Source organism: Gimesia maris (genome assembly GCF_008298035.1).
GTDB classification, from domain to species: domain Bacteria; phylum Planctomycetota; class Planctomycetia; order Planctomycetales; family Planctomycetaceae; genus Gimesia; species Gimesia maris.
Window position 1 is genome coordinate 5,993,066 of record NZ_CP042910.1, and the last position, 22,442, is coordinate 6,015,507.

The 22,442-nt window shown below is 51.2% G+C and carries 19 protein-coding genes; 4 read left to right on the forward strand and 15 right to left on the reverse strand.

The window, feature by feature from the left end; genetic code table 11:
• Positions 1 to 71: 71 nt before the first annotated feature.
• Entirely contained in the window at positions 72 to 2,750 is a 2,679-nt protein-coding gene (locus tag GmarT_RS22125) for a cation-translocating P-type ATPase (RefSeq protein WP_149303241.1), read from the forward strand.
• A gap of 139 nt (positions 2,751 to 2,889) precedes the next feature.
• On the opposite strand, the gene GmarT_RS22130 is transcribed toward GmarT_RS22125, so the two are convergent.
• The 4 genes from GmarT_RS22130 to GmarT_RS22145 all read right to left on the reverse strand — a co-directional run bounded on the left by GmarT_RS22130 (position 2,890) and on the right by GmarT_RS22145 (position 6,446).
• Entirely contained in the window at positions 2,890 to 3,279 is a 390-nt protein-coding gene (locus tag GmarT_RS22130; RefSeq protein ID WP_149303243.1) for a hypothetical protein, read from the reverse strand.
• Between the two features lie 171 nt (positions 3,280 to 3,450).
• On the reverse strand, positions 3,451 to 4,404 hold the full coding sequence (locus GmarT_RS22135; RefSeq protein WP_002645701.1) for a DUF1559 domain-containing protein: 954 nt from the start codon (positions 4,402 to 4,404) through the stop codon (positions 3,451 to 3,453).
• A 154-nt stretch (positions 4,405 to 4,558) separates the two neighbouring features.
• Entirely contained in the window at positions 4,559 to 5,722 is a 1,164-nt protein-coding gene (locus GmarT_RS22140; protein WP_149303245.1) for a sialidase family protein, read from the reverse strand.
• A gap of 10 nt (positions 5,723 to 5,732) precedes the next feature.
• On the reverse strand, positions 5,733 to 6,446 hold the full coding sequence (locus GmarT_RS22145; protein ID WP_002645699.1) for a GntR family transcriptional regulator: 714 nt from the start codon (positions 6,444 to 6,446) through the stop codon (positions 5,733 to 5,735).
• Positions 6,447 to 6,999: 553 nt separating this feature from the next.
• Between GmarT_RS22145 and GmarT_RS22150 the strand changes: the two genes are divergently transcribed.
• A complete protein-coding gene (locus tag GmarT_RS22150) occupies positions 7,000 to 7,422 on the forward strand; it encodes a hypothetical protein (protein WP_002645698.1) in 423 nt (140 codons plus the stop codon).
• An 87-nt stretch (positions 7,423 to 7,509) separates the two neighbouring features.
• On the opposite strand, the gene GmarT_RS22155 is transcribed toward GmarT_RS22150, so the two are convergent.
• The 9 genes from GmarT_RS22155 to GmarT_RS22195 form a co-directional block, all read right to left on the reverse strand.
• Positions 7,510 to 8,943, reverse strand: a complete 1,434-nt coding sequence (locus tag GmarT_RS22155) for an arylsulfatase (protein WP_198139405.1) — start codon at positions 8,941 to 8,943, stop codon at positions 7,510 to 7,512.
• Positions 8,909 to 10,270 (reverse strand): sulfatase, encoded by a 1,362-nt coding sequence (locus GmarT_RS22160; protein ID WP_044237334.1) that lies wholly within the window; start codon positions 10,268 to 10,270, stop codon positions 8,909 to 8,911. Before GmarT_RS22160 ends, GmarT_RS22155 begins: the two co-directional genes overlap by 35 nt.
• A 103-nt stretch (positions 10,271 to 10,373) precedes the next feature.
• Positions 10,374 to 10,916, reverse strand: coding sequence for a hypothetical protein (locus tag GmarT_RS22165; protein ID WP_149303247.1), 543 nt, complete (start codon positions 10,914 to 10,916; stop codon positions 10,374 to 10,376).
• Between the two features lie 139 nt (positions 10,917 to 11,055).
• Positions 11,056 to 11,535 (reverse strand): hypothetical protein, encoded by a 480-nt coding sequence (locus tag GmarT_RS22170; protein ID WP_002645694.1) that lies wholly within the window; start codon positions 11,533 to 11,535, stop codon positions 11,056 to 11,058.
• Between the two features lie 156 nt (positions 11,536 to 11,691).
• Entirely contained in the window at positions 11,692 to 11,943 is a 252-nt protein-coding gene (locus GmarT_RS22175; RefSeq protein WP_149303249.1) for a hypothetical protein, read from the reverse strand.
• A gap of 410 nt (positions 11,944 to 12,353) precedes the next feature.
• Positions 12,354 to 12,764, reverse strand: a complete 411-nt coding sequence (locus tag GmarT_RS22180) for a VOC family protein (protein WP_002645692.1) — start codon at positions 12,762 to 12,764, stop codon at positions 12,354 to 12,356.
• A 15-nt stretch (positions 12,765 to 12,779) separates the two neighbouring features.
• Positions 12,780 to 13,019 carry a helix-turn-helix domain-containing protein gene (locus GmarT_RS22185; protein ID WP_002645691.1) on the reverse strand — a complete coding sequence of 80 codons (240 nt, stop codon included), beginning with the start codon at positions 13,017 to 13,019 and terminating at the stop codon, positions 12,780 to 12,782.
• Positions 13,020 to 13,096: 77 nt separating this feature from the next.
• On the reverse strand, positions 13,097 to 13,630 hold the full coding sequence (locus GmarT_RS22190; protein WP_002645690.1) for a DUF2975 domain-containing protein: 534 nt from the start codon (positions 13,628 to 13,630) through the stop codon (positions 13,097 to 13,099).
• 772 nt (positions 13,631 to 14,402) lie between these two features.
• Positions 14,403 to 15,845: a sulfatase-like hydrolase/transferase gene (locus GmarT_RS22195; protein WP_002645688.1), complete on the reverse strand. Its 1,443-nt coding sequence runs from the start codon at positions 15,843 to 15,845 to the stop codon at positions 14,403 to 14,405.
• A 253-nt stretch (positions 15,846 to 16,098) separates the two neighbouring features.
• On the opposite strand from GmarT_RS22195, the gene GmarT_RS22200 reads away from it, so the two are divergent.
• Entirely contained in the window at positions 16,099 to 18,480 is a 2,382-nt protein-coding gene (locus GmarT_RS22200; protein WP_002645687.1) for a WD40 repeat domain-containing protein, read from the forward strand.
• Between the two features lie 161 nt (positions 18,481 to 18,641).
• On the forward strand, positions 18,642 to 19,100 hold the full coding sequence (locus GmarT_RS22205) for a hypothetical protein (RefSeq protein WP_002645686.1): 459 nt from the start codon (positions 18,642 to 18,644) through the stop codon (positions 19,098 to 19,100).
• A gap of 179 nt (positions 19,101 to 19,279) precedes the next feature.
• Here the strand turns inward: GmarT_RS22205 and GmarT_RS22210 are convergent, their stop codons facing one another.
• Both GmarT_RS22210 and GmarT_RS22215 read right to left on the reverse strand, forming a co-directional pair.
• Positions 19,280 to 20,920: a calcineurin-like phosphoesterase C-terminal domain-containing protein gene (locus GmarT_RS22210; protein ID WP_002645685.1), complete on the reverse strand. Its 1,641-nt coding sequence runs from the start codon at positions 20,918 to 20,920 to the stop codon at positions 19,280 to 19,282.
• A gap of 356 nt (positions 20,921 to 21,276) precedes the next feature.
• Positions 21,277 to 22,272: a DUF1559 domain-containing protein gene (locus tag GmarT_RS22215; RefSeq protein ID WP_315851737.1), complete on the reverse strand. Its 996-nt coding sequence runs from the start codon at positions 22,270 to 22,272 to the stop codon at positions 21,277 to 21,279.
• Between the last annotated feature and the right edge of the window lie 170 nt (positions 22,273 to 22,442).

Sequence of the window (22,442 nt, forward strand, 5' to 3'; positions counted from 1 at the left end):
GTAAAGTTCCAGAAGCGGAACGCAATAGTCCGCTAAAGTGATTCATATCTACTGTAATGAACAGGTACCTGATGGCTCCCAAGGATGACAACTCTCTCACCTGGTATCAGCTCGATCTCAGTCAAGTCGCGGAACGGTTGCAATCGCCTGACCAGGGGCTGGCGCTCTCTGAAGTGGAAACCCGCCGCGCGGAAGTTGGACTGAATGAACTGATCGAAAAACAGCGTAAATCCATCTGGATGATGTTTCTGGATCAGTTCAAGGATTTTATGATTCTGATTCTGATCGTCGCCGCGGTCATTTCCGGGGTGATCGGGGAAGTTGCTGACACCATCGCGATTACAGTCATCGTACTGCTCAACGCCATTCTGGGGTTCATTCAGGAATACCGGGCTGAGAAAGCTATGGCGGCTTTGAAAAAAATGGCGGCTCCTTCTGCAAACGTGGTGCGAGGCAATAAAGTCGTGACCATTCCGGTAGGGCAGCTTGTCCCCGGCGACCGCGTCCTACTGGAGGCAGGCAACATTGTGCCCGCGGATTTGCGACTGACAGAAGCGGTCCAGTTACAGATCAATGAAGCTGCCTTAACGGGTGAATCATTGACTGTCGAAAAGATCACACAGGCTATTCAAGAAGCAGATCTCCCCCTGGGTGACCGGAAAAACCTTGCCTTTAAAGGCACGCTGATCACCAAAGGCCGCGGCCAGGGAATCGTGACCGAAACGGGTATGCAGACCCAACTGGGACAGATCGCCACCTTGCTCCAGGATCAGGAAGAAGGACGTACTCCTCTGCAGAAACGCCTGGCCACATTCGGCCAGAAACTCGCGTATGTCATCCTGGCGATCTGCGCGATTGTCTTTATCGCTGGTCTGTCCAGGGGGGAACCGCCGCTGCTGATGTTGCTGACGTCGATCTCCCTGGCGGTCGCTGCGATCCCGGAAGCACTGCCCGCGGTGATTACCATTTCACTGGCGTTGGGAGCACGAAAGCTGGTTAAGCAACAGGCGCTCATCCGCAAACTTCCTGCCGTCGAAACGCTGGGGTCAGTCTCTTATATCTGCACCGATAAAACCGGAACCCTTACACAGAACCGGATGACCGTCGAACAGGTTTATCTCAACGGCGAACTCGTCGCTCCGGACGAACTCCCTGTGACAGTTGAGGAATCCCAGACCCCGCGGAGTTTCACAGAACTTTCCCATCCCGAACTGCTGCTCTGTGCGCTGGCACTCTGTAACGACACCCGCCTGGACGGCGACGACGAGGCCGTCGGCGATCCGACTGAAACAGCTTTGTTTGAACTGGCGCGGGAGAAAGGATTTCTGCGCGAGTCCCTGGAAAAAACATTTCCCCGTCTGGCCGAGATCCCCTTCGATGCCGAGCGCAAGCTGATGACCACCTTCCACCCCTGGAGTGAGGGGAAGGTCGTTTCCATCACGAAAGGGGCTGCTGAAGAAATTGTGTCCCGCTCGACTCATGAGTATTCCCCGGCGGAACAGATCGAGATCAACCAGGACCAGCTCCAGAGTACTGCAGAACAGATTGCCGGAGAAGGCCTGAGAACCCTGGGCTTCGGACTGCGCATCTGGGACTCCGTTCCGGAACCGCTCATCTCGGAAGAGGTGGAATCCGCATTGACCCTGGCCGGGCTGATCGGGATGCTGGATCCTCCCCGGCCGGAAGCAGCGGAATCGGTGGCCCTCTGTCGCTCGGCCGGTATCCACCCGGTGATGATTACCGGCGATCATCCCCTGACCGCGGAGATGATTGCCCGGCGGGTGGGGATTCTCGATGAACAGGAGAAAGGAACCGTGCTTACAGGTCGGCAGCTCGAACAGATGTCCCTGGAAGCATTGGAATGCCAGGTTGAAAAAGTTCAAGTCTATGCCCGTGTCTCTCCGCAGCAGAAACTGAAGATCGTGCAGGCTCTGCAGGATCGGGGACACTTTGTCGCGATGACCGGGGACGGCGTGAATGATGCACCGGCATTGAAACGGGCCGACATCGGAATCGCGATGGGCATTACCGGCACTGACGTCTCCCGGGAAGCAGCGCATATGATTCTGCTGGACGACAATTTCGCGACGATTGTCAAGACCGTCAGGGAAGGCCGACGGATCTTCGATAACATTCGCAAATTTATCAAATACACGATGACCAGTAACCTGGGTGAGATCTGGACGATCTTCCTGGCGCCGCTGCTGGGTCTGCCCATCCCGCTGCTGCCGATTCATATTTTGTGGATCAATCTCGTCACCGATGGTGTTCCCGGACTGGCACTCACGGCTGAACCCGGAGAAAAAAACCTGATGCAGCGACCGCCCCGCGATCCCAAAGAGAATATTTTCGCCCATGGCCTGGGGACGCATATCATCTGGGTCGGTCTGCTGATGGGAGCGGTCTCGGTGGTGACGCAGGCCTGGTTCATTGATCACAGCCAGGCGCAATGGCAGACCATGGTCTTCACGGTTCTCTGCCTGAGCCAGATGGGACACGTTCTGGCCATTCGCTCGGAACGGCAATCATTCTTCTCACAAGGTCCGTTTACGAACAAACCACTCATGGCAGCCGTGCTGCTGACCCTCGCACTGCAGATGGCCACCCTTTATGTCCCTGTTCTGAACCGGATTTTCAAAACCGTCCCCCTGACAGCGGGCGAACTTGCCATCACCCTTGCCCTCTCATCAATCGTATTCATCGCCGTCGAAGTCGAAAAAGCCTGCAAACGAATGCGACAGCAGGATTAAGAACTCTCAATAAGATCGGGAAAACATTCGGGTATAAAGTAAATGCAGGGGTTGCAAGGGATCAATTATTGAGAGTAATGAACCTGACGGATTTCGATACCATCCAGCTCATCAATCCACAGATTCCCAAGACCGGGTTTTACTTACCGGCAGGGACTTCAATGTCCAGCGTTTCATCCTGGGATTGAAACTGCTGCTTGAGTTTGAAATCAGAAAACAGTGCTTTGCCCTGGAGGAAGGTTTCTCCGCCGTCATCGGATTTGAAAGGGACGCCATCGAAGCCTGTGACACTCAGAAGGTAAGCCCCACCTGTGATACCTTTTCCCGGCGCAGTTTCATAATGCCCATTCTTGATCGTCGCGTAACTCCCCAGTCCGCTGTGATTCGCTGAGCGATCGGGAGTGATCACGATCTCACCTTCGGGAACTGGCTTCCCCTGATAAGTAACAGTACCGGTCAGGGTGTAGCGTTGAGGCCCTTCGGCCTGCCCACCGCAGCCCACCGCGGCCAGTACAATGAGAACAGACATCAGTTTGATTACGTTCCAGCAGATCATCAACATGTTGCCACCTTTGTGAACAGCGGTCTTAAATGGTTTCTACCGAAATTCAGATCGGGAAATCATGGAATCCCCAATGACAATTTCACTTCATCCAGAGTACATCCACTTCGCCATTGCTTTTCTCAATCTGGCCTCCGTCTAGAATTCGCCGATCACCCGACCATCGGCACGCTGCGCCAGATCAAAATACGTATTCAGATCAATATTTTGACTGATGAAGCGGACCGACCCGTCTCCTAAAGTAAAATGGCATCCACCGACATGAAAACTACCGAACAGACGCGATTGTTGATTAATCGTATCGTGGTCTCCGCCATGACCGGCTACAGAGTTGATCGGCAATTGTGCGCCAGCCAGAACGTTTGGTGCCCCGGAGGAACCCAGTCGTCCGCCGGATGCCCAGCCAATGTGAACTCCGTCGCTCCGACCTGTGTGAGTTAAGGCATATTTGGTTTCCCCGACCAGAAATGTATTGGTTGTTCCGTCAGTAACATCACGCATGCGTATATTTGAATTATGGAACAGGAGCCCGTTGACATAAAACACCCGCTGTCCGCTTACTGTAGAACAGGAAGGAGCTACGATGGATGCACCCCCTCCCTGCACTCCCAGGTAATTCAAATTATTGACGCCTGAACCGGAATTGGGATCGGAAGGGCACTGATACTTTTTGTTACTCTGTCGAAAAACAGATTCGTTCTCTGTAACCCCCGGCAGATTTGAGGTCGTCGTGAAGAGTGCTTCGAAATTCAGTTTGTTATACAGATTGGAATCCTCGAGAAAAGGCAGAACCTGGACAGTCCAGGAAGCGCGGGAATCCATCGCACTGGACGCGCACCAGTTACCGCTATAAGAAAATCCGGGGCGTGTCGAGATGGTACCGGGAGGAAAGGTGCGATGCGTATCATGGTAGTTATGCAGCGCCAGCCCGAGTTGCTTCATATTATTTTTACAGGTACTTCGTCGGGCCGCTTCTCGTGCCTGCTGAACCGCCGGCAACAACAGTGCAATCAGAATCGCGATAATGGCAATCACAACAAGCAGTTCGATTAACGTAAAACCGTGTTTTTTCTGTTTAACTATCAACCACATCTGAAACCCTCCATTTTAATTAACGCATATAATAGAGATCCGACGTCAGCCGATATAAAAAATGATAAATATTGACTAAACGTGAGAATAAAAATCGTTGAGTTATAAAACTCCTCTGATAAAAAACACCTATTCTGGTCGGTCGACACGCCAGTTATCGAATTTCATTCCAGAGAAATTCCAGACGGACGAGTTCCGGATTTTTCTGGTTTCCCGCAGACATACGATAAGTAACCACATTGAAGAGCGTCTGATCATTGTTCTGTTGAAAATAAGGAACGGCATAATATCCGTCTTTAATCGTGACTCCCGGTTCGGGGTCCAGCACAACGTGGCGTTCTACGTCAAACGAGTCAGGATTAATACGAAACAAAGCCAGTTCCATCGGTCCTCCGCGTGAATTTCGTCCCAGCAGATACAAATGTCCGTTGCGCTTGAAGAGTCGTGGGCGTCCAATATGTGTACCGATGGTCTCGCAAGCTGCAGTCAGGTCACGCTGTTTGATTAATTTAAAATCCTGATCGACCCGATGCAGGCGAACCCTGTTATCGTATCCCCGCGTCGCAATCAGAAACCCTGTCCCGTCGACAATGATCGAGCTCTCATTCAGATTCAGATCTCCAAATTCCCGGCTGAGGTTGCGCACGTGTTTCCAGCTCTGTCCATTATCAGCCGATGCGATCACCGAAACCTGTCCATAGATCCGTTTTCCCTGTTCATCATAAGCACTTTTTCGCGCAGTCAGTTCAGGAAAGTCCATCGCCAACAGATAGACGGTGTCGCCGACAACTGCACTCTCAAAGATGTAACCATATTCCACTCCATCAATGGGACCGAGCTTCTGCATGGGAGAGAATGTCTTACCCTGATCATCACTCATTGTCCAATAGACGCCGGTACGATGATTGCGTTTCCGCGCTTGCACCACTTTCTGGACGTCAACCAGATTTCCGATTCTCCCCTGGGGAAACTGAACCCATTCTCCCATTTGAAAGATCAGCGGCTGCTGTTCTCCGATGACTCTGCGTTCGGTAATTTCGTTGGTACCGGTATCGAAACGCACCATTTCCAGCACGGCACCAGGATCACTGGAGTGTCTGCGTCCCCGTTTATAGGAGATCAGAATTTCCTTTGAATTCAGACGCAGTACGGCCGGAAACGCCAGGTATGACATCTGCTTTTCAGCAGAAAACTGATCGGGATTCAAGATCACCTGCTCCTGCCTGAAGACAGGTCGTTCCGGTTTCGGATCGGCGTGCACGGCTGAGTTTATCAACAACAGTAACAGTGCAGTCAGGATCAGAGTATGTCTCATCATCGTATTCCCGTTAACTGGATTCAGCCTGGTCAGCTTTGTCATCATTCGACTCCAGGTCTGTTTCAATGGAAGCTCGTATCACGCGGTCGGCAGAGCGGAGGATATGCAGACGTATTCGAGCTTCCGCTTCTTCAACCTGTTTGGTTTTCAACAATTCAATAATGGCCCGATGATCGTCCAACGCCTGCTGTTTATGAAATGCGAATTCTTCCTTCGTCAGTTCACGCCGACTGCGACGTCTTGAAAGTACATAAAACACATAGAAGCACTCACGAAGCAGACTTTTCAACGTCCGTTCAAAGCGATCATTGCGACTCGCTTCTGCCAGTGCTTCATGAAATTTGACATCCAGCGAACTCCATTTCGTGAAATCATCTCCCTCCAGAATGTCTTGCATGCCGTCGCAAATGATCTCCAGCCGCATCAGGTCGGCCTCACTGGTATACATCGCCGCGGAACGAACACAGCCGCCCTCAATGACCGCACGATAATCAAAGAGCTGTCGCAGTTCATCGACCGTGTACCGTCGTAAACGCACACTTTCCCCTTTGCGGCCTCCTTCGAGCGCCCCCTGTGCCACAAGACTGGAAAGCGTTTCACGCATCGGTATCCGACTGACGCCCAGTCGGTCGGCAAGATTACGCTCGACCAGACTGCTTCCCGTCTCGAATTCACCGGAAAATATCAACTGTGAGAGTTTCTCATAAACATCACTTTCTCCCATGCGCCCATTCCCTGTTTTAGAACATGAAATAATGAACCATCATAATTACCACATGGTATACCATGTGTCAACACTCAATACCATCAATCGAAACCCATTTCAACTGAACACGTTATCTCTATATTTATCATACACTTACGAATATACAGACCACATTATCTGCGGAAAATCGCCGAATCTGTTACCCTGCCGGGGATCGATATCCAGGGAAACAAAGAGAGGATCGGGAGCAGAAAACTTGCTGATACATGACTGCTCCAGCCTGTTTTAAGCGGGAGTAGATTCCTACTGATCCGTGGCTAACGACATACGGCAGATGTTGGAAGCATGCAGTTCCCGCCGTCATTGACAGTAATATTGGGTGTGCCGACGGAACTGATTTTCGAAGTGTGATTTACATGTCAGGAGGGGCGGCCTGGATATGAAGAGAATAAAGGTTAAGCAGTAATCCAATTGTCTGGAGACACTCATCCTGATATATTCAGAAAGAGTCATAAGTCGGTCTATCCGTTGTTAGACAAAGTAAAATTCCCACCGTTCCTGCGGTATCGTGATGGTAATCATCAAGTTCATTTTTCTGGCTGCTCTCTCCCTGCTGATCCTCCTGCTGGGGATGCCCAATGTCGAGCAAGGCCGCCAGGAGGCCCGCAACGCGCTGGCCTTCAATCAGGCTCAGAAAATCAAGACAGGAGAACTTCCTCCCGATACCGTTGATCCGTGGGACCATGCATTCGATATTGAACACACGCCGTCCAACGGGACAATCGTTACTTTCCATGGCGCAAACGGGACTTCACCAGCCGACGGTTTTGATGCGGATGACATTTCCACTTCCATGTCGAATCCGCCTCACAAGAGGACGATGACTCGCAAGCAGACACAGATTTTCGCCACGCTTGCTTTGTCCCTCTGTCCGTGGCTGATCGCGTGGATATTTCGAGTGAGATCAAAGAGGATGGGTCTTCAAATTGGATAAACGAGGATTTCGCTCCTCACTGAATTGAAAACATCAGGTCAGCATTAATCAATCACGATTTCTTCATCGCTCTGCAGCGGCAGACGCTCACGGATGCCATAGTGCTTTGCCTTTGTATTTTGTGCCGATGGGGTAGCGGGGGTTGGGGACTGCGGCTGTGTTCATGATCTCTGCGATCCGCTGGACGACCTGGGGATGTTTGTCGGCGACGTCTCTGGATTCGCTCAGATCCTGGTCTAAATTGTAGAGGGCGATTTCTCCCTGCTGGCCGTGGCGGATGCCTTTCCAGTTGTTCCAGCGGACTGCCTGATCGTAGCGGGCCCGGCAGTGGCCGTAATCCCAGTAGAGATATTCGTGTTTGACTTTGCGAGGCTCCCCCCGTAAGGCGGGCAGCACCGAGATGCCATCGAGATTCGCGGAAACCTGTGCGCCCGCCAGTTCGGCAAAGGTGGGCAGCATGTCCTGGAAGGCGATGACTTCGTCGCTCACTTTGCCTGCAGGAATCGTGCCAGGCCAGTTTGCGATGAATGGCACGCGGATTCCCCCTTCGGTGAGATCGCGTTTAAAACCTCGAAGGGGGCCGTTCGTGTGGAGTTGTGCGGGCACGCCTCTGTGGCCGCCGTTATCGCTGGTGAAAATGATCAGCGTTCGCTCGCGCAGCTGGAGCTCATTCACCAGGGACATGATCCGTCCGACATCGCGGTCCAGCCTGTGAATCATCGCGGCGTATTTTTTTGATTTGATGTCCCAGTCCCGGTCTGAATATGGTTCCGTGTCCGGCACCGCCAGACCGTGCGGGTCTTCTGCTTTCGCGGAAAAGTGAGGTAGCGTATAAGCCGCGTACAGAAAGAAAGGTTGGGCGGCGGAGTCGCGAATAAACTGCAGCGCGCGTTCGGTGAGCAGATCGTGGCTGTATTGCTGGCGGTTTTTGGTATTCCCCTTCAGTTCCAGGCGGCCCTCATTGTCGTCCAGGTACTCGGTAAAGTAATAATGCGCATGGTCCTGATTCAGATAGCCGAACCACATATCGAACCCCTGATTCGTCGCCCGCCCGACCGTGCCTGCATCTCCCAGTGACCATTTCCCCACGCCACCACAGCGGTAGCCAGACTTCTGCAGGACCTCGGCGATGGTCACATCGCTTTCCTGCAGATAGGTCGCGTAATGAGGGATGTTGTCCCGCGCGGGAGTGTGCCCGTTGTGGAGTCCGGTCAGCAGTACAGCCCGCGAAGCCGTGCAGACGGAACCGCCTGCATAAGCCTGGGTGAACCGCGTTCCCTGAGCGGCAAACTGATCGATGTGAGGCGTTTTCATCAGCTTCTGGCCGTAACAACCCAGGTCGCCGTAACCCAGATCGTCGGCCATGATGAAAATAATATTGGGACGCTCCCCTTCCGCGGCCTGCATCGACGCGGGCAGACAGACAAGGCAGACAATCAGCCAGAACACTCGTGAACCTGAAATCATATGGCCTCCGTTTCCAATTTCACTTACTGAATTGTTTCGCGCTGGTGTCGACATCTGCTTCCCATTCCTTCAAGGCCTGACTCATTGATTTGACGATTTCCGGGTGCTCCGCTGCCCGATTCTGCTGTTCCCCGAGATCCGTTTCCAGATGATACAGTTCACTGCGATTGTTTTTGAGACAGAGCTTCCACTGCCCGCGGCGGACAGCGCGGTTGTTCCCCATCCGCCAGAACAGGTCGCGGTCTGCTAAAGGACGTCCCGTTTGCCAGAGTGGTGCCAGGTCGAGACCGTCGGTCTGGAAGTTGGTCGCTGATATTCCCGCTGCCTGCGCCAGGGTGGGAAGCAGATCCACCGAATGGGCGGTCTGGTCGGTCACGCCGGCGGTGATGACTCCCGGCCAGCTGATCAGACAGGGGACACGATGCCCGCCTTCATACAGGGTTGCTTTCTGCCCGCGCAGGGGGCCGTTACTAGAGATGTTTTGAAAGTTTTTTCCATAGGTGAGATAGCCACCATTGTCGGAAGTGAAGATCACCAGCGTGTTCTGCTCCAGATCAAGACGTTTCAAGGCAGACAGTATTTTCCCCACGCTCTGATCCAGGGACTCAATCATGGCCGTGGTGTGGGGACTGACATTGCCGGGATCGGGAATGATACCCCATTTGCCAGCGTGATAGTCCTGCCCTGCTTTGCGATGTGGCGGATCTTGGGGTCCCTGCCAGGGGAAATGGATCGCCAGGTGTGGCACATAGAGAAAGAAGGGACGCGTGCGGTTGGCTTCCATAAATGCCACGCTGTATTTGCTCAACAGGTCGGCGGTGTATCCTTTCTCCATGCTGATTTCATTGTTATGCCACCAGTCCTCGTTACCGGAGCGATCGACGTGGGTGTGGTGGTCGCCGTCACCCGAGGTCAGGCCGCGAAACAGATCAAAGCCCTGATTTGTGGGCAGCCAGGGAGGCTGATAGCCCAGATGCCACTTGCCAAAGCAGGCGGTCGCATAACCCTGTTGCTTGAGCAGTTCCGCCATCGTCACCGCCTGATGCGGCAGTCCGATATCGTGATTGGATTTCCCTGACAGAGCCGACTCGAATTGTCGCCCGAAACGCTGCTGGTACTGCCCCGTGAGCATCGCGGCCCTGGTGGGCGTGCACATCGCGCCGGCGGAATGGAAGTCGGTGAACTTCAGAGCGGACGCAGCAAGCCGATCGATATGAGGCGTCTTGACCTGTTTGTTTCCGTAGCAGGCCAGATCCCCATACCCAAGATCGTCTGCCATGATCAGGACGATGTTCGGCGGTTGCTGCGCTGCCTCTGCAGCAGAGAAACGGATCAGCAGGCAGGAAACGGCAATGAACAAAGCAAACAGAACGGAACGCATGAGGTCTGGTGCTTCCATCAAAAGAGAACGCGGGTTTTAGAATCAGTTCTCTTTACTATAGCTGGTAGAAGCAGTCGAGCACAAATGAAAAGACGCAATCGTGTTATTCCAGTCGTTCCCGCCGCAGCTTTCCGATCAACATGAAGGACATTAGAATAATTGCCAGTGCCAGAACCCCCATGCCGATGGTGCGTGTCTGCAGCAGTTCGCTTCTCATGTCCCGGTTCGATTCCTGCTTTCTTTTCCAGCCTTCTACTTTCTCCTCGGCGGCCCAGACTTCCTCCATCGCTTCATCGTACGGCCGCTTACGATTGTTTCTGATAAAATAATCGCGATTACGACTGTTGATCTCATCGACAAGAGATTTCTTTTGCGCATCGAGTTCATCGTTATGCCATTCATTACTGAGCATGGTGTACTGAGCGTATCCGATAACTGAAATCCCAATCAGAAACAGGGCAATCACGATGGACCAGGCCAGTTTTCTCAGATCATGCTGATACTCCAGAGCTTCCGCCTCTAAACGTGCTGTCGGATTCTGATTTGAATCTATGGACTGAGGAACTCCCTGATTTAAAATCGGGATTTCCACGTCTGCCTGAACTGTTTTCTCTGGACGCTCCGGTTCCACTTCACCTGAATTCATGACGCGCTCCCCGATCTGCTGGTTCATCTCGTGTCGTTCAGTCTTGGAAGCACACTGATTTATCAGCCTGCGCGTGTTTCCAATTGAACCCCAGCATACGGAGACAGGTATGCCCTCTCAAGCGTGAACGGGAGAAAGCTTAAGGTCGATCGACGTATCGCGCCCCGTAGTAAAGATTGAGCAGGCGATATTTCTCTTCGGATTCCTGGTAGTCGGATTTCAAACGTTCCCAGGCTGCTTCGAGTTTTTTTGAAATGGTGAAGGCTCCGTCAGCCGCGGCGAGCTTTGTCTCTTCATGCTTCTTTCGGGGCATGACACACTCAAGTCCTGCATTCAAGTAACGCATCCGGTCGTAAAACTGACTGGCATCGTATGACTCATAGAAGGGAAGAAGAGGGACAGACTGCGCCTGAAAGAGCAGGCTGACGTCCACATCATTCCGCTCGCGGGGCGTTTCTGCCGTGGGTTGTTCCGGAAAGCAAATCAGGGGGACTACGACGGCATCCGGGGCGGACACATTCAACACATCCAGTTTGTAGATACTGTCATGCCCTTCACTGGCATGGAGAATGATGCAGGTGGAACCCCAGATAACGAGTGCACAGAACAGTCGCTGCATGAAAGAACTCCTTTCAAATTGTTTCTGATCAGTTGAATTGATTAGACTGTGTCCAGTTTTACTGTAACGTCTCCAATGCCATCTGGGACGAGTATATGAGATTGAATGACGCTATGGTTAAATGTGATGCGCTCTGGAAATCGCTTGAAGAAACGATCAGGGTCTATCAGCCATCAGCCACTGCAGTTCCAGCCGCGGGCGGGGCCACAGGAGACTGGGATCTGTTTTTGCTGAGGGGCAGACCACCGGTGTAAACGGAAGCGACTGACTGAGAAAGACTTGTGCTGGTTCACGGACCTGTGTTTGATCCAGTTTCAGATCTGTCAGCTCGATGAGATCCATCTCATTCTCAGACGGGGCCAGAGGCGCGATGACCGGCTTTAAAACGGGCGTCTCGAAAGAATCCATTTCGTAAATGCTTTGAGATACGTCCTCTGCGAACAGAGATGAACAAACACAGCAGAAAACGAGTGACAGAAACGGTTTCAGCATCGTGAGCCTCCTGAAATCATCGGGCCTGAATAAAGTTCGTTGTCCAGAGCCGTGATGTAACAGAAAACCCGATTTCAGTCGAGACCATTTGTACCTTATTTCACCGATACAGAAATCAACGCGCCGCCAGACAGGAGCAGCTGTTATTGTTTATCAGAGGATGAGGAACCACTTGAAACACAAGTGTGCGAATCCTGCCATTTCCTGTTGCCTGCGGCAATCCCGAATTACATTCGGGACCACCCACGGAACACTTCAGCACAATGAAAATCCAGTAAATAATTTCGTGGCTTTGGTGCTTCCTTTAATATCGACATTACAGGGGCTTAATAAATGGGCCAGATGCCGGGGGTCGCGAGTTCGAGGACGTGATTGTCGGGGTCGCGGAAATAAAGACTTTCTCCGCCGCGCGGCCAGCTGACGCGACTTTCGATTTCAACGCCGTCGGCTACCAGGCGGGCTTCCCATTTTTTAAAATCATCCGGCTCGATCGCGAAAGCGAAATGCACGGGGCCGTCCCCGTCGTGCGGTGGTATCACGCCCCCTTCCAGATGGGCGGCGGTGTGGGTGGCGCCCCGTTTAAAGATCAGGAACACACTGCGGTCGCCGGCGTTCATGGCACAAAACCGCTGGTCTTCTGCCATGATTTCAAATTCAAACAGCCGCTGATAAAAGTCGATGGCGACCTGCAGATCATCAACATAAATGGCTGTTTCCAGCACGCCGTGCACTTTCACGAGTCTCTCTCCTGCTCAGGCTGCCTGGCCTGTTGATTGTTGTTCTTCTTCTGCTGCTGAATACTGCAGGATATCGCCTGGCTGGCATTCCAGGAACTCACAGATCTTTTCCAGCGTCGCAAAGCGAATCCCTTTGACCTTTCCCGATTTTAACAGGGACAGGTTCTGTTCGGTGATTCCCACGTGCTTCGCGAGATCGCGGGAAGTCACTTTACGTTTCGCCAGCATTACATTCAGGGTAATATAAATTTGCATGATATCTTGATTAGCTTTCCGAAGCAGTACCGTTCTCTCATTCCACTATAACTGAATGTTACAGATCAGACCAGCGGTTAAACAATCTGGGCATGTTCTTCCGCGATCAGACTGGCTCGCTTTAGCAGATTCGCCAGCAGAAAGATCAGTGCTCCGACTGCGGCCAGGACGATCTGATTCGAACTGATGTTGATCGCCAGCATTTTCTGTCCGGGTGGATTATGCATGGTCAATAAGACGCTCAGAACAGCGCCACAGACAGGAGAGAGAAAAGCGGTGCCCATCAGTCCCAGGGCAAAGCGTTTGAGCAGGCGGCTGTTTTGCGTGCCCAGGTAATCTTCGGCACAACAGGCTTTGAGAAAACGACGTAAAGCAAACAGGCCCCAGTAGGTGGGTGCCAGTAACAGGGCCGTCACCAGGACCATGCCGACTCTCGTTGAAACCGGGACCGGAAGCGGGATGGCTTTCACCGGGATGATTCCGTTCTGCATGGCAATCAGGTCGGCATATAACCAGACCCAGATTAAAAATGCGGGGAGCAACCAGAGGGATAGTGCACACAGATAATACAGAACACGGCAAATGACACTGGTACGATCTTTTCGAGCCATCTCAGGAATCCTTTCCAAAGGGTTTTAATGTAAGACGGCGAACTTTTATCGTTTTACGATAAACACTGCAATCCCAGTTTTGAGCGATTTCTACCGATCTGGTTCAGATTATTCATCTGAGGCTGAAAAGCTGTATTGGGATACAATGAAATGGGTGCTGTGCCTGGAAGAGCAGGTACGGTAGGGACAGCCGACTGCGGGCACACTGTGAAATGTTTATTGCTACCACAAAAAGTACGAAAAAACACGAAATTAATAGTGACATTTCTGAAGGGAGAACCAGTTAGAGTAATGGACGGTTTCGATAATTTATTCTCTGATGAGTCATGTGTGATCTCTGAGAACAGGAGCAGCCTGTTTTCATTGCACGAAGTAAAATCTTATGCAGAGGCGTGGGGAGGTCAAGGGAGATGAATAGAATCGGGTGGCGATGTTTGTTGACAGTAGTCCGATGCAGGTGTGAGCAGGGGTGGTGCTGTGATGAAAGGCTGCGATGTGCGGCGACCCGCAGGCATACATCAGGAATTAGTGTGGTTACAGTCAGTGAAGATCTGGAAAAAACAGGCTCATTTATGGTGATGATCAAGAATCAGTGTCGCGTGTTTCGGTGCACTGTAAACTGGTCACGCGCGCGACTCACTTTGTCGCATATCCTCGGCAGCGGTGCGCTGGAGTCAAGTCGAATCTGACCAGTATGAATGAAACCGGAACTCAAAGAATGTCAGAGAGTATCACGGATATGCAAGAAATGAAGAAATGTAAGGCTGAGATATTAACTCCCCTGTTTCAACCAGCCCCCTGGTTGGGATGTGGCTGTGTTCTGTGTGTCCTGGTACCAGTCTTTCAGCTGTTTCAGCATACGGGAGGCGCGCTGCGGTTCAGCTTTGCTGAGGTTGTTTGCTTCTCCGGGGTCCTGATCCAGACGATAGAGTTCGACCTTCTCATTTTCAAATGTGCCCGGCTTCGCGCGGGGATGCTGCACCACCAGTTTCCACGGTCCTGCGCGCATGGCTTCAGAACGACTGCCGTTATTCGACAAGGAAGCCCAGAACAGCGGACGCTCGGACAGTGGTTTCTGTTCGAACAATACCGGGGAGAGATCGACGCCATCCAGCGGACGTTCTTTCGGCATATCGATATGTGCGATTCCCAGCAGGGTCGGCATGACATCCAGGCTGATCGCGGGCACATCAGTCTCGGTTCCTGCCTGAATTTTTCCCGGCCACCAGGCGATCGCGGGGACGCGATGTCCGCCTTCATAGACCGAACCTTTAGCACCGCGCCATTTCGGACTGCCACTGGGAAAGTCGCGCGACGGGCCATTGTCCGAGAAGAACAGTACGAACGTATTTTTATCCAGGCCGGACTTCACCAGGAACTCACGGATCTGGCCAACCCCTGCATCCACGGGCAGTGTCATGCCTCGAAATTTCTCGATGCGTTCGGCTTCACTGGCGGGCTTCCAGCGTTTCCAGCCTGCTGCTTCCGTGCGACGGATCGGATCGCCGGGAACCTGCACGGGATTATGAATGGCTTCATGTGCCAGATACAGGCAGAACGGTTGATTTCGGCTCTCTTTGATAAACTGCAGTGCGTACTGATTAATCAGATGAGTGGAGTAACCTGTTTCCTGCGTCTCCTTGCGTCCATGCCACCAGTCGTGTTTGACGTGATCTCCGACATGGCTGATGAAATCGATATTGCCACTGTGATAACCGACGAAGGTGTCGAAGCCATGATTGTCAGGATGAAACTCCGCGGAATTATGGGGATAGCCTTGATGCCATTTTCCAATCAGCGCCGTGCGGTACCCGGCCTGCTTTAAGAGTTCGGCGAATGTATTTTCACTTTTACGGAGTCCTTTTTGATGTTCGGGATGATCGCTGACCGGATGGATGACCGCTTCAATTCCAGCACGCTGCTGATAGCGGCCTGTCAGCAGGCCGGCCCGAGTGGGAGAACAGACGGTGCCCGAAGAATGAAAGTCGGTAAACTTCATGCCTTCGGCAGCGAGGCGATCGATCTCGGGTGTTTTGAAATAAGGGTTCCCAAAACAGCTCACGCCGGCATACCCCATATCATCCACCATGATCACGATCAGGTTGGGACGATCTCCCGGTGGTCGTTCAGCCGCATCTGCCAGATTCACCAGACAGAACATGCTGAAAACAGCCGTTGTCATCATCCCCGTCAACAACTTGATTGTTTGTTTCATCAAAGTGTCCTTAAGTCTCATGGGCAAGCTTACGAGTTATCATTTTTCCTCAAGATTGATTATATGCTGAGCTGGTTACAATCACAGTCTGTATGCTTAATTCTCACGCGTGGATACAAAATTCGCCATACATCTGAAATCGATCGAAATCAGTATTTTCTACTTGCGATTCAATATTAATTGAGAGATGATTTAAGCTGAGATAATTCTCATTTTCATTTCTGACTGATCGAAACTGCAAGGGCCTCCACGAATGATTAATTTCGAATGCGAATCCTGTTTTCAGGAATATAAAGTACGTGATGAACGCGCTGGTCAGACGTTGAAATGCAAATCCTGCGGAAGCAAAATGCGCGTGCCTGACGGGAACGATGATGTGCTGGAGGACTTTTACGAGGAAGATTTCGAGTCGCCTGTGCGTCCCACCCGAAAAAAGAAAACTTCCGCTCGCACTTCGAAGAAAAAGAAATCTGCTGAGAGCGGCTCAAACCTGGTGGGAATTATCGCGGGAGTGGGCGCGTTTGTCGTCGCATTCTTTATTTCTTATACCGTCGTGAAAGGATTATTTCCGGGCAACGACAAGCAGGATCAACCAGCAGATGCAGTGGCAGAACAGCAGCCTGGAGCAGCGGGAGAGGAAGCGCCAGCAGAAACGGTCGCATCGAATGCCACTGCGACTTCACCACAGACATCGACTGTGGACGCGCCTGTTGATACGACGCCGATTCCTGCAGATCCTCAAGCGCGCACCGAAGAATTAAATCGGCTTCGTAAACAGATGACTGCCTATTCTGAAACAATGAAAACGACCACCGAGGCCAGTGAACGTGAGGCGATCGTCGAAAAGATGAAAACGACACTGGCCCGTATCAAACTGATTACCGGTAAGCAAAAAGAAGAAGTCGCAGCCGTCCAGAAAAAGTCTGGCTCAAAGCCGGAGAAAACAGCATCCACGCCGAAACAGGCAAATCAACCCTGGAGTTCGCTCGTCGACCCACCTCTGGTCGTGGCAGACTGGTCGGATACACCTAAACTTTCGATTGATTTAAGAAACATCGATTCTCACAGACTGATTCCCAACTCATTCAGCCCCTTTATGGGATTTCGTGACAGAAACCGTAATTTTTTTAACGTCGAAATCTGGAATCTGGCGACCGAGAAAAAGACCGGCCAGCTTTCGATTCCGCTGGACAAAGGCTGGAGGATTTTATCAGAGCGAATCAAGTTAAGTACTGATGGAAAAACATTGCTGTTCGGCTATGTGATTCGCGATTCGAAAACTCCCAAAATGGAAAGCTGGAGCGTAGAGACCGGGCAAAAGCTTGCAGACTGGGAAGTCGGACCTGTCGATTCGATTCTTTCCAAATATGAAATTTGCGGATCGGACCTCGCGTTCGCCAAAATGCTCTCCAAAGAAGCATCTGGTTTTAAAACAATGCTGAAAGTCTGGAATATCTCATCGGGAAAACTGATTAAGGAACGGGAAGTCAAATACAATGAATTTTCTGATTTGTATTTTAGAATCAGCCCGGGTGGAAACTATCTGATCTCCTATGACTCTTCCAATAAACTTCATATCTATGACCTGAGAACACTGGACTTGCTGCGAGAAGTTGATGTCAAACAACTGCTGAGTGCCACGGGCTCTGAATATGGCAAGGACCCTTACTACATCTATAACGGTATGAATTTCTCAGCAGACGGCAAGGAACTGGGACTGCTGTTGATGAGTTCAGACAGTACGACCCTCTGGACGCTTGACCTGGCCAATGGTCAGGCAGCATTGGGTTATCACGTTACCGGAAACTTGAGTGAAGCGACACGGGATCCCGGATACAGCGGAGAAGACATGGTCTGGTTCCCGGACGGGCGTGGCTGGCTGCTGTATGGCGCCTGGTTTATTGACCGCAAACTGCAGCAGGTATTGTGGACCTTAAAACCGGTTCCTTATGTCATCATTCGCAGCGAGATCTATCTGACTCCCAGGTACCTGCTGGCAGAAACGGCGACCACCTTGCGGGATGCCAAAGGCCGCGCTCTGCTCAATCGAAAACCCAAACTGGTACCGGTTAATATTCCAGAACAAAAAATCGCTGACAGTCTGGCTGCCTACCAGAGCCAGTCCGATTCCATTTTAGGAGCCGGCCAGGAGGTCAGCATTGATGTTTCTGTAGGCAATCTCAAATTCGGGGATCAGGATGAAGTCAAATCTGTTCTGGCCGAAGTCATGCAGCAGCGTCTGGAGTCAGACACTTTTAAAGTTGCCCCTGATCAACCGGTGGTATTAAAAATCGAATACCAGGAACAGGATGGAAATAAGCTGCAAATGACCAAACGTGGCAGGCCGGGCTCGGGAAATCCCCTGGGTCAGACTCCCACGGGAGAAACGCTGCAGGCAACCGCTGCCGCCTTCAAACTATCCTGGGTCGATACGACAAGTAAACGGACACTCTGGTCAACACAGGCACTGGTGAATCCACGGTTTCTCATTCTGCGAAATGCCACCGCTGAAGAAGCACGTACCAAAATGTTCGAAGGTCTGCAGAACCGGCTGATGGCAGAATCCATTCCCTACTTCATCCCCCGGGATAAAAAGCTGTCTTCGCTACCGCTGGAAATCGCTTTGCCAGACTGAGAATTTCGTCGGGAAATGAGACTCCACAGGCATCGAATCTTTCTGCCATTGGGATCGGCATTGATAAAAAGGGAGCGTATCCGGTACAATAATGGACTAAGGGATCCGTTTGTACTTTTAATAATGTTTCCTTCACTTTCAACAGAAAAAAGGCCCGAGCAATGTCGAAATCTCTCTGTTACCTGTTTGGTGGATTATTACTGATGTTCGCAGGAATCAGTTCTCAGGAAATTCGCGTAGCACATGCCTTCGCGCCGGATCAATGTGATCAGGAAGAAGATTCGAAGGAAACAGAGGGCGAAAAACGACTCAGTCGGTTTATGCGGGAAAAGCTCACCAGTTCGCAGCAGGTTCTGGAAGGGTTGATGGTGGAAGACTACGACCTGATGCAGAAAGGAGCCAAGCGGATGATCGAGATGAGTAATGCGACCGAATGGCAGGTGATTGAAGGTCCCATATTTGCCAGACAGAGTGAAGAGTTCCGCTCTTCCGCAAAAGAAGTCATCAAATTTGCCAAGGCGAAAAACCTGGATGGTGCATCACTCAGTTACCTGCATTTAACGATGACCTGCATTGCCTGTCATAAGAAAGTGAATAAGGTCGTCATTTCCCAGCGTTAAACTTCCAGGGGTCTATAGTCTGTGCTCCGTTCTACTGTAACGACTCCAGGTCCATTGGGAACCGTGTAAACCAAGTTAGAGAGACGCCAGGATTTAAAGTGATGCGCTCTCGCCGATACGCAAACAGGGGAACGCGAAACCAAATCGCATTCCCCTGTTTTTAACTCAGTCTCACTTCGTTACTTTTCAGTTCCAGACGTCGAAGCCGTCTTTTCTGCGGGCTTCGCAGGCAGAACACGAATCACGCGTCCGCTCTGATGTTTGTCGCCATCCATTTCTACAGTACGAATGCGAATCAGATGCGTCCCCGGCTTCAACCCGGCTGGTAATTTCGTCCGCCAGAGATGCGTTGATTTTTTGGCTTTGGGCAGATTACGATATTTCTTACCTTCCACTGCATTTTCAGTCTCAGAGAGTTTATTAAAACTGGGATCGATATCATCAATCTTTTCCATAACCGTCCAGCTGCCGGACTCTCCTACCTGCATTTCGACTTTGGAACGTTCTGAACCGTTGAAGATATTGGCAAAGATTTCGATCTCAGACGTCTGATCAGCAGTCACTTCTTCGGGAGCCAGGATATTCATCTGATAACTGGCTGCACGACCGGCGGCCCGAAAATCAAGATCGTATTCGGTTCCGTCGAACGAGATAATCGAATACCCGTTGGGCGCGCCGTCCGCCATCATCGTATGGGGGATGCCTCGTTCATCCGGCGAACCCGACCACCAGCTGCCACTCACAGTGACATTGATGATGTGATGATGTGGTTTGGGTCCGCGCCAGCCATCCTCTTTTGTAATAAAACGATGCTCATGATGATGTGTGTGCCCGGAGATCGACATGCAGAACGGACGTTTTTCAATGAGACGATACAGGTCCTGACGATCTTCCACGCCTACGAGTGGAATATGCATCATCAAAACAACCAGCTGGTCTGCGGGAATCTGCTGCAGGTCATTTTTTACAAACTCGATCTGCTCTTTTCCGAGTCCGCCCTGATAATGTCCCTTCTTTTCCTTCTTTGTTTTTTTGTTTTCTTCAGGAACGATCCATTCGATATCGTCCAGCACGATAAAGTGCACCTGTCCGTAGTCGAAGGAATAATAAGCGGGACCAAAAGCCCGTTCAAATGTTTCATCACTCAATTTATCATTGGGTGCATCATAGTTGATATCATGATTGCCAATCACGTTGTACCAGGGAATTCCCAGTAACGCGATCCCCCGGGCCTGCGATTCAAACAGGGACAGATCATCGAACAGAATATCACCCAGGGTCACACCAAACGAAGCATCGGTGCCCACCAGTTCTTCAATGATATCGTGGGCGATGTAATCAATCTCCTTCTGGTCTCGCGGTTGGGGATCACCAAAAAAGATGGCCCGAAACTGTTCCGGTTCTTTTTGAGGATACAGGGGAAAATCAACCGAGGCCGGCAGTGGACCTGTCGGTTTGACTCCCGGATATTTTGACTGGGGAGAACCGGCGGGTTTATGAATGTAGTAAAACTCGGGCGTCAGATTTTTGCTGAGCGGCGTCCGCCAACCCTGAGGTTTGATGACAAACAAAATGGTATCATCAGTGACTGGCAGTTCGTATTTTCCAGATTGATCTGTACAGACAACTTCACGGCCGTTGGAAACACGCACACAGGCCAGCCCCTGCTCGCCGGGGTCTCGCTTCCGGTTCTGATTGGTATCCTGAAAAACATAACCGGTGGCGGTCTGCTCTGTTTTTGATTCAGCCTGAATGGTTCCGCTTAGCGACCCCAGCAACAGGCCTCCCAGTACGATTCCAGTGAGAAACGATCGACTCATTGACTTTCCTTTAAAATACGAAAACATAATATTACTTAATCTGGTTTATTAATATGGTACGCGCTCACAGCGGCTGACAAAACTGATTTCAGACAAATTCTCGGATTTGCACCGAACCAGTGTACGAGTGACAAGAATTCAATCGCGACGTCACACTCTGACAGCTTCTCACACTGTTGAAATAACACAACCGGAGTGCGGTGAATTGAACCGGCTCCGGTTGTGAAACATTTCAGCATTCAGCCTGTGTCATAATAACCATTCCAGAGTGCATCACATTTAACCGTAACGTCTCCTGATCTATGATATTCGATCCAAATGGCCCTGGAGACGCTACAGTAAAAACTGCACACAGTCTAAAAGTTATCAATAACTTCACGACCAGAACGTGTACCTAATGCCTGTAAGATGGTCTGACTGATATTTTCTGAGATAAAGCGGCAGGAGCCATCAACCAGGCAGACCTGAACTCCGCCATCATGCAGACTTCGCATGGCGGCAATCTGAGTTCCATCGTTGGCCTCGGTACAGGGCATTTCTGTTGTACTGACGCATTTGCTCAGGATATCAGCTGTCTTGCTGTTTGGACTGCGGCCTGCACTGAAGGCAGAGCCTCCCATGCCGGAATAGACCCAGGCGCCACGGGCATCCGAAGTCACATCATTCAGGTAGTTTAATTCACCCACCAGAAACGTATTGGTCGTCCCGTCTTTAATATCGCGGATATTCACCGAGGAATTCATGGTAAATACGCCCCCGGTAGTATTGGCGTAAGAAGCCGTCAGATCACCTGACCCATAATTGGCGCCATAGTTAGCGCGCGACATGTGCTCCAGGGAACGAAAGGCAACATTGCTGCGACGATCCCAGGGATGACTCGGGCAACGATAGGCAACGGGAGAAAAATGCCCGAAAATATTGTTCATGTAATCCAGAGGATCACCCCCGTTGAGAACCGGAGTTGCCTTCTCCCATAATGCACTTTGCTCCATTTGAGGTAGAATAAAGACCAACCAGTTTCCTCCCATACTTTGACCATTGAAGCTGCCACACTCCTGAGCGCCGGTCAGAATGGTGGGTGGACTACCTGCACAGTCACCAATCACCCCGCCGGGAGGAAAGACGTTGTGGGTATCGTGATAATTCTGCAGAGCAAGGCCCAGCTGCTTGAGATTATTTTTGCAGCTGCTGCGACGAGCAGCTTCACGTGCCTGTTGCACGGCAGGTAAAAGTAGCGCGATTAAAATGGCAATAATGGCGATCACAACCAGCAGCTCGATTAAAGTGAAGCCACGGCGTGTTGTGGAAGTCTGATTCACAGGCTTCACTAACGACAGTAAGCGTTGCATCATGCTCTCCTTCATAAATAGAAAAATGACATAGGACAATTAGTGCTCTCACAACCAGTTAGAGCTGTATTACATAGAAGACCGTTCAGAAAGCTTCGACACGGTACATAGCCGCCTTACCAGGGAGCTGACCTCTATGCGCTATATTTGAATTGCGAGAACAGAATCACTGA

Excerpts from the sequence above, each read along its gene's own strand:
- GmarT_RS22140 (WP_149303245.1), bottom strand. The coding sequence starts at position 5,722 with ATGATGAGACATACTCTGATCCTGACTGCACTGTTACTGTTGTTGATA.
- GmarT_RS22215 (WP_315851737.1), bottom strand. The coding sequence starts at position 22,272 with ATGATGCAACGCTTACTGTCGTTAGTGAAGCCTGTGAATCAGACTTCC.
- GmarT_RS22210 (WP_002645685.1), bottom strand. The coding sequence starts at position 20,920 with ATGAGTCGATCGTTTCTCACTGGAATCGTACTGGGAGGCCTGTTGCTG.
- GmarT_RS22130 (WP_149303243.1), bottom strand. The coding sequence starts at position 3,279 with ATGTCTGTTCTCATTGTACTGGCCGCGGTGGGCTGCGGTGGGCAGGCC.
- GmarT_RS22165 (WP_149303247.1), bottom strand. The coding sequence starts at position 10,916 with ATGAATTCAGGTGAAGTGGAACCGGAGCGTCCAGAGAAAACAGTTCAG.
- GmarT_RS22150 (WP_002645698.1), top strand. The coding sequence starts at position 7,000 with ATGGTAATCATCAAGTTCATTTTTCTGGCTGCTCTCTCCCTGCTGATC.
- GmarT_RS22185 (WP_002645691.1), bottom strand. The coding sequence starts at position 13,019 with ATGCAAATTTATATTACCCTGAATGTAATGCTGGCGAAACGTAAAGTG.
- GmarT_RS22190 (WP_002645690.1), bottom strand. The coding sequence starts at position 13,630 with ATGGCTCGAAAAGATCGTACCAGTGTCATTTGCCGTGTTCTGTATTAT.
- GmarT_RS22195 (WP_002645688.1), bottom strand. The coding sequence starts at position 15,845 with ATGAAACAAACAATCAAGTTGTTGACGGGGATGATGACAACGGCTGTT.
- GmarT_RS22125 (WP_149303241.1), top strand. The coding sequence starts at position 72 with ATGGCTCCCAAGGATGACAACTCTCTCACCTGGTATCAGCTCGATCTC.
- GmarT_RS22145 (WP_002645699.1), bottom strand. The coding sequence starts at position 6,446 with ATGGGAGAAAGTGATGTTTATGAGAAACTCTCACAGTTGATATTTTCC.
- GmarT_RS22200 (WP_002645687.1), top strand. The coding sequence starts at position 16,099 with ATGATTAATTTCGAATGCGAATCCTGTTTTCAGGAATATAAAGTACGT.
- GmarT_RS22170 (WP_002645694.1), bottom strand. The coding sequence starts at position 11,535 with ATGCAGCGACTGTTCTGTGCACTCGTTATCTGGGGTTCCACCTGCATC.
- GmarT_RS22155 (WP_198139405.1), bottom strand. The coding sequence starts at position 8,943 with ATGTCGACACCAGCGCGAAACAATTCAGTAAGTGAAATTGGAAACGGA.
- GmarT_RS22205 (WP_002645686.1), top strand. The coding sequence starts at position 18,642 with ATGTCGAAATCTCTCTGTTACCTGTTTGGTGGATTATTACTGATGTTC.
- GmarT_RS22160 (WP_044237334.1), bottom strand. The coding sequence starts at position 10,270 with ATGCGTTCCGTTCTGTTTGCTTTGTTCATTGCCGTTTCCTGCCTGCTG.
- GmarT_RS22175 (WP_149303249.1), bottom strand. The coding sequence starts at position 11,943 with ATGGATTCTTTCGAGACGCCCGTTTTAAAGCCGGTCATCGCGCCTCTG.
- GmarT_RS22135 (WP_002645701.1), bottom strand. The coding sequence starts at position 4,404 with ATGTGGTTGATAGTTAAACAGAAAAAACACGGTTTTACGTTAATCGAA.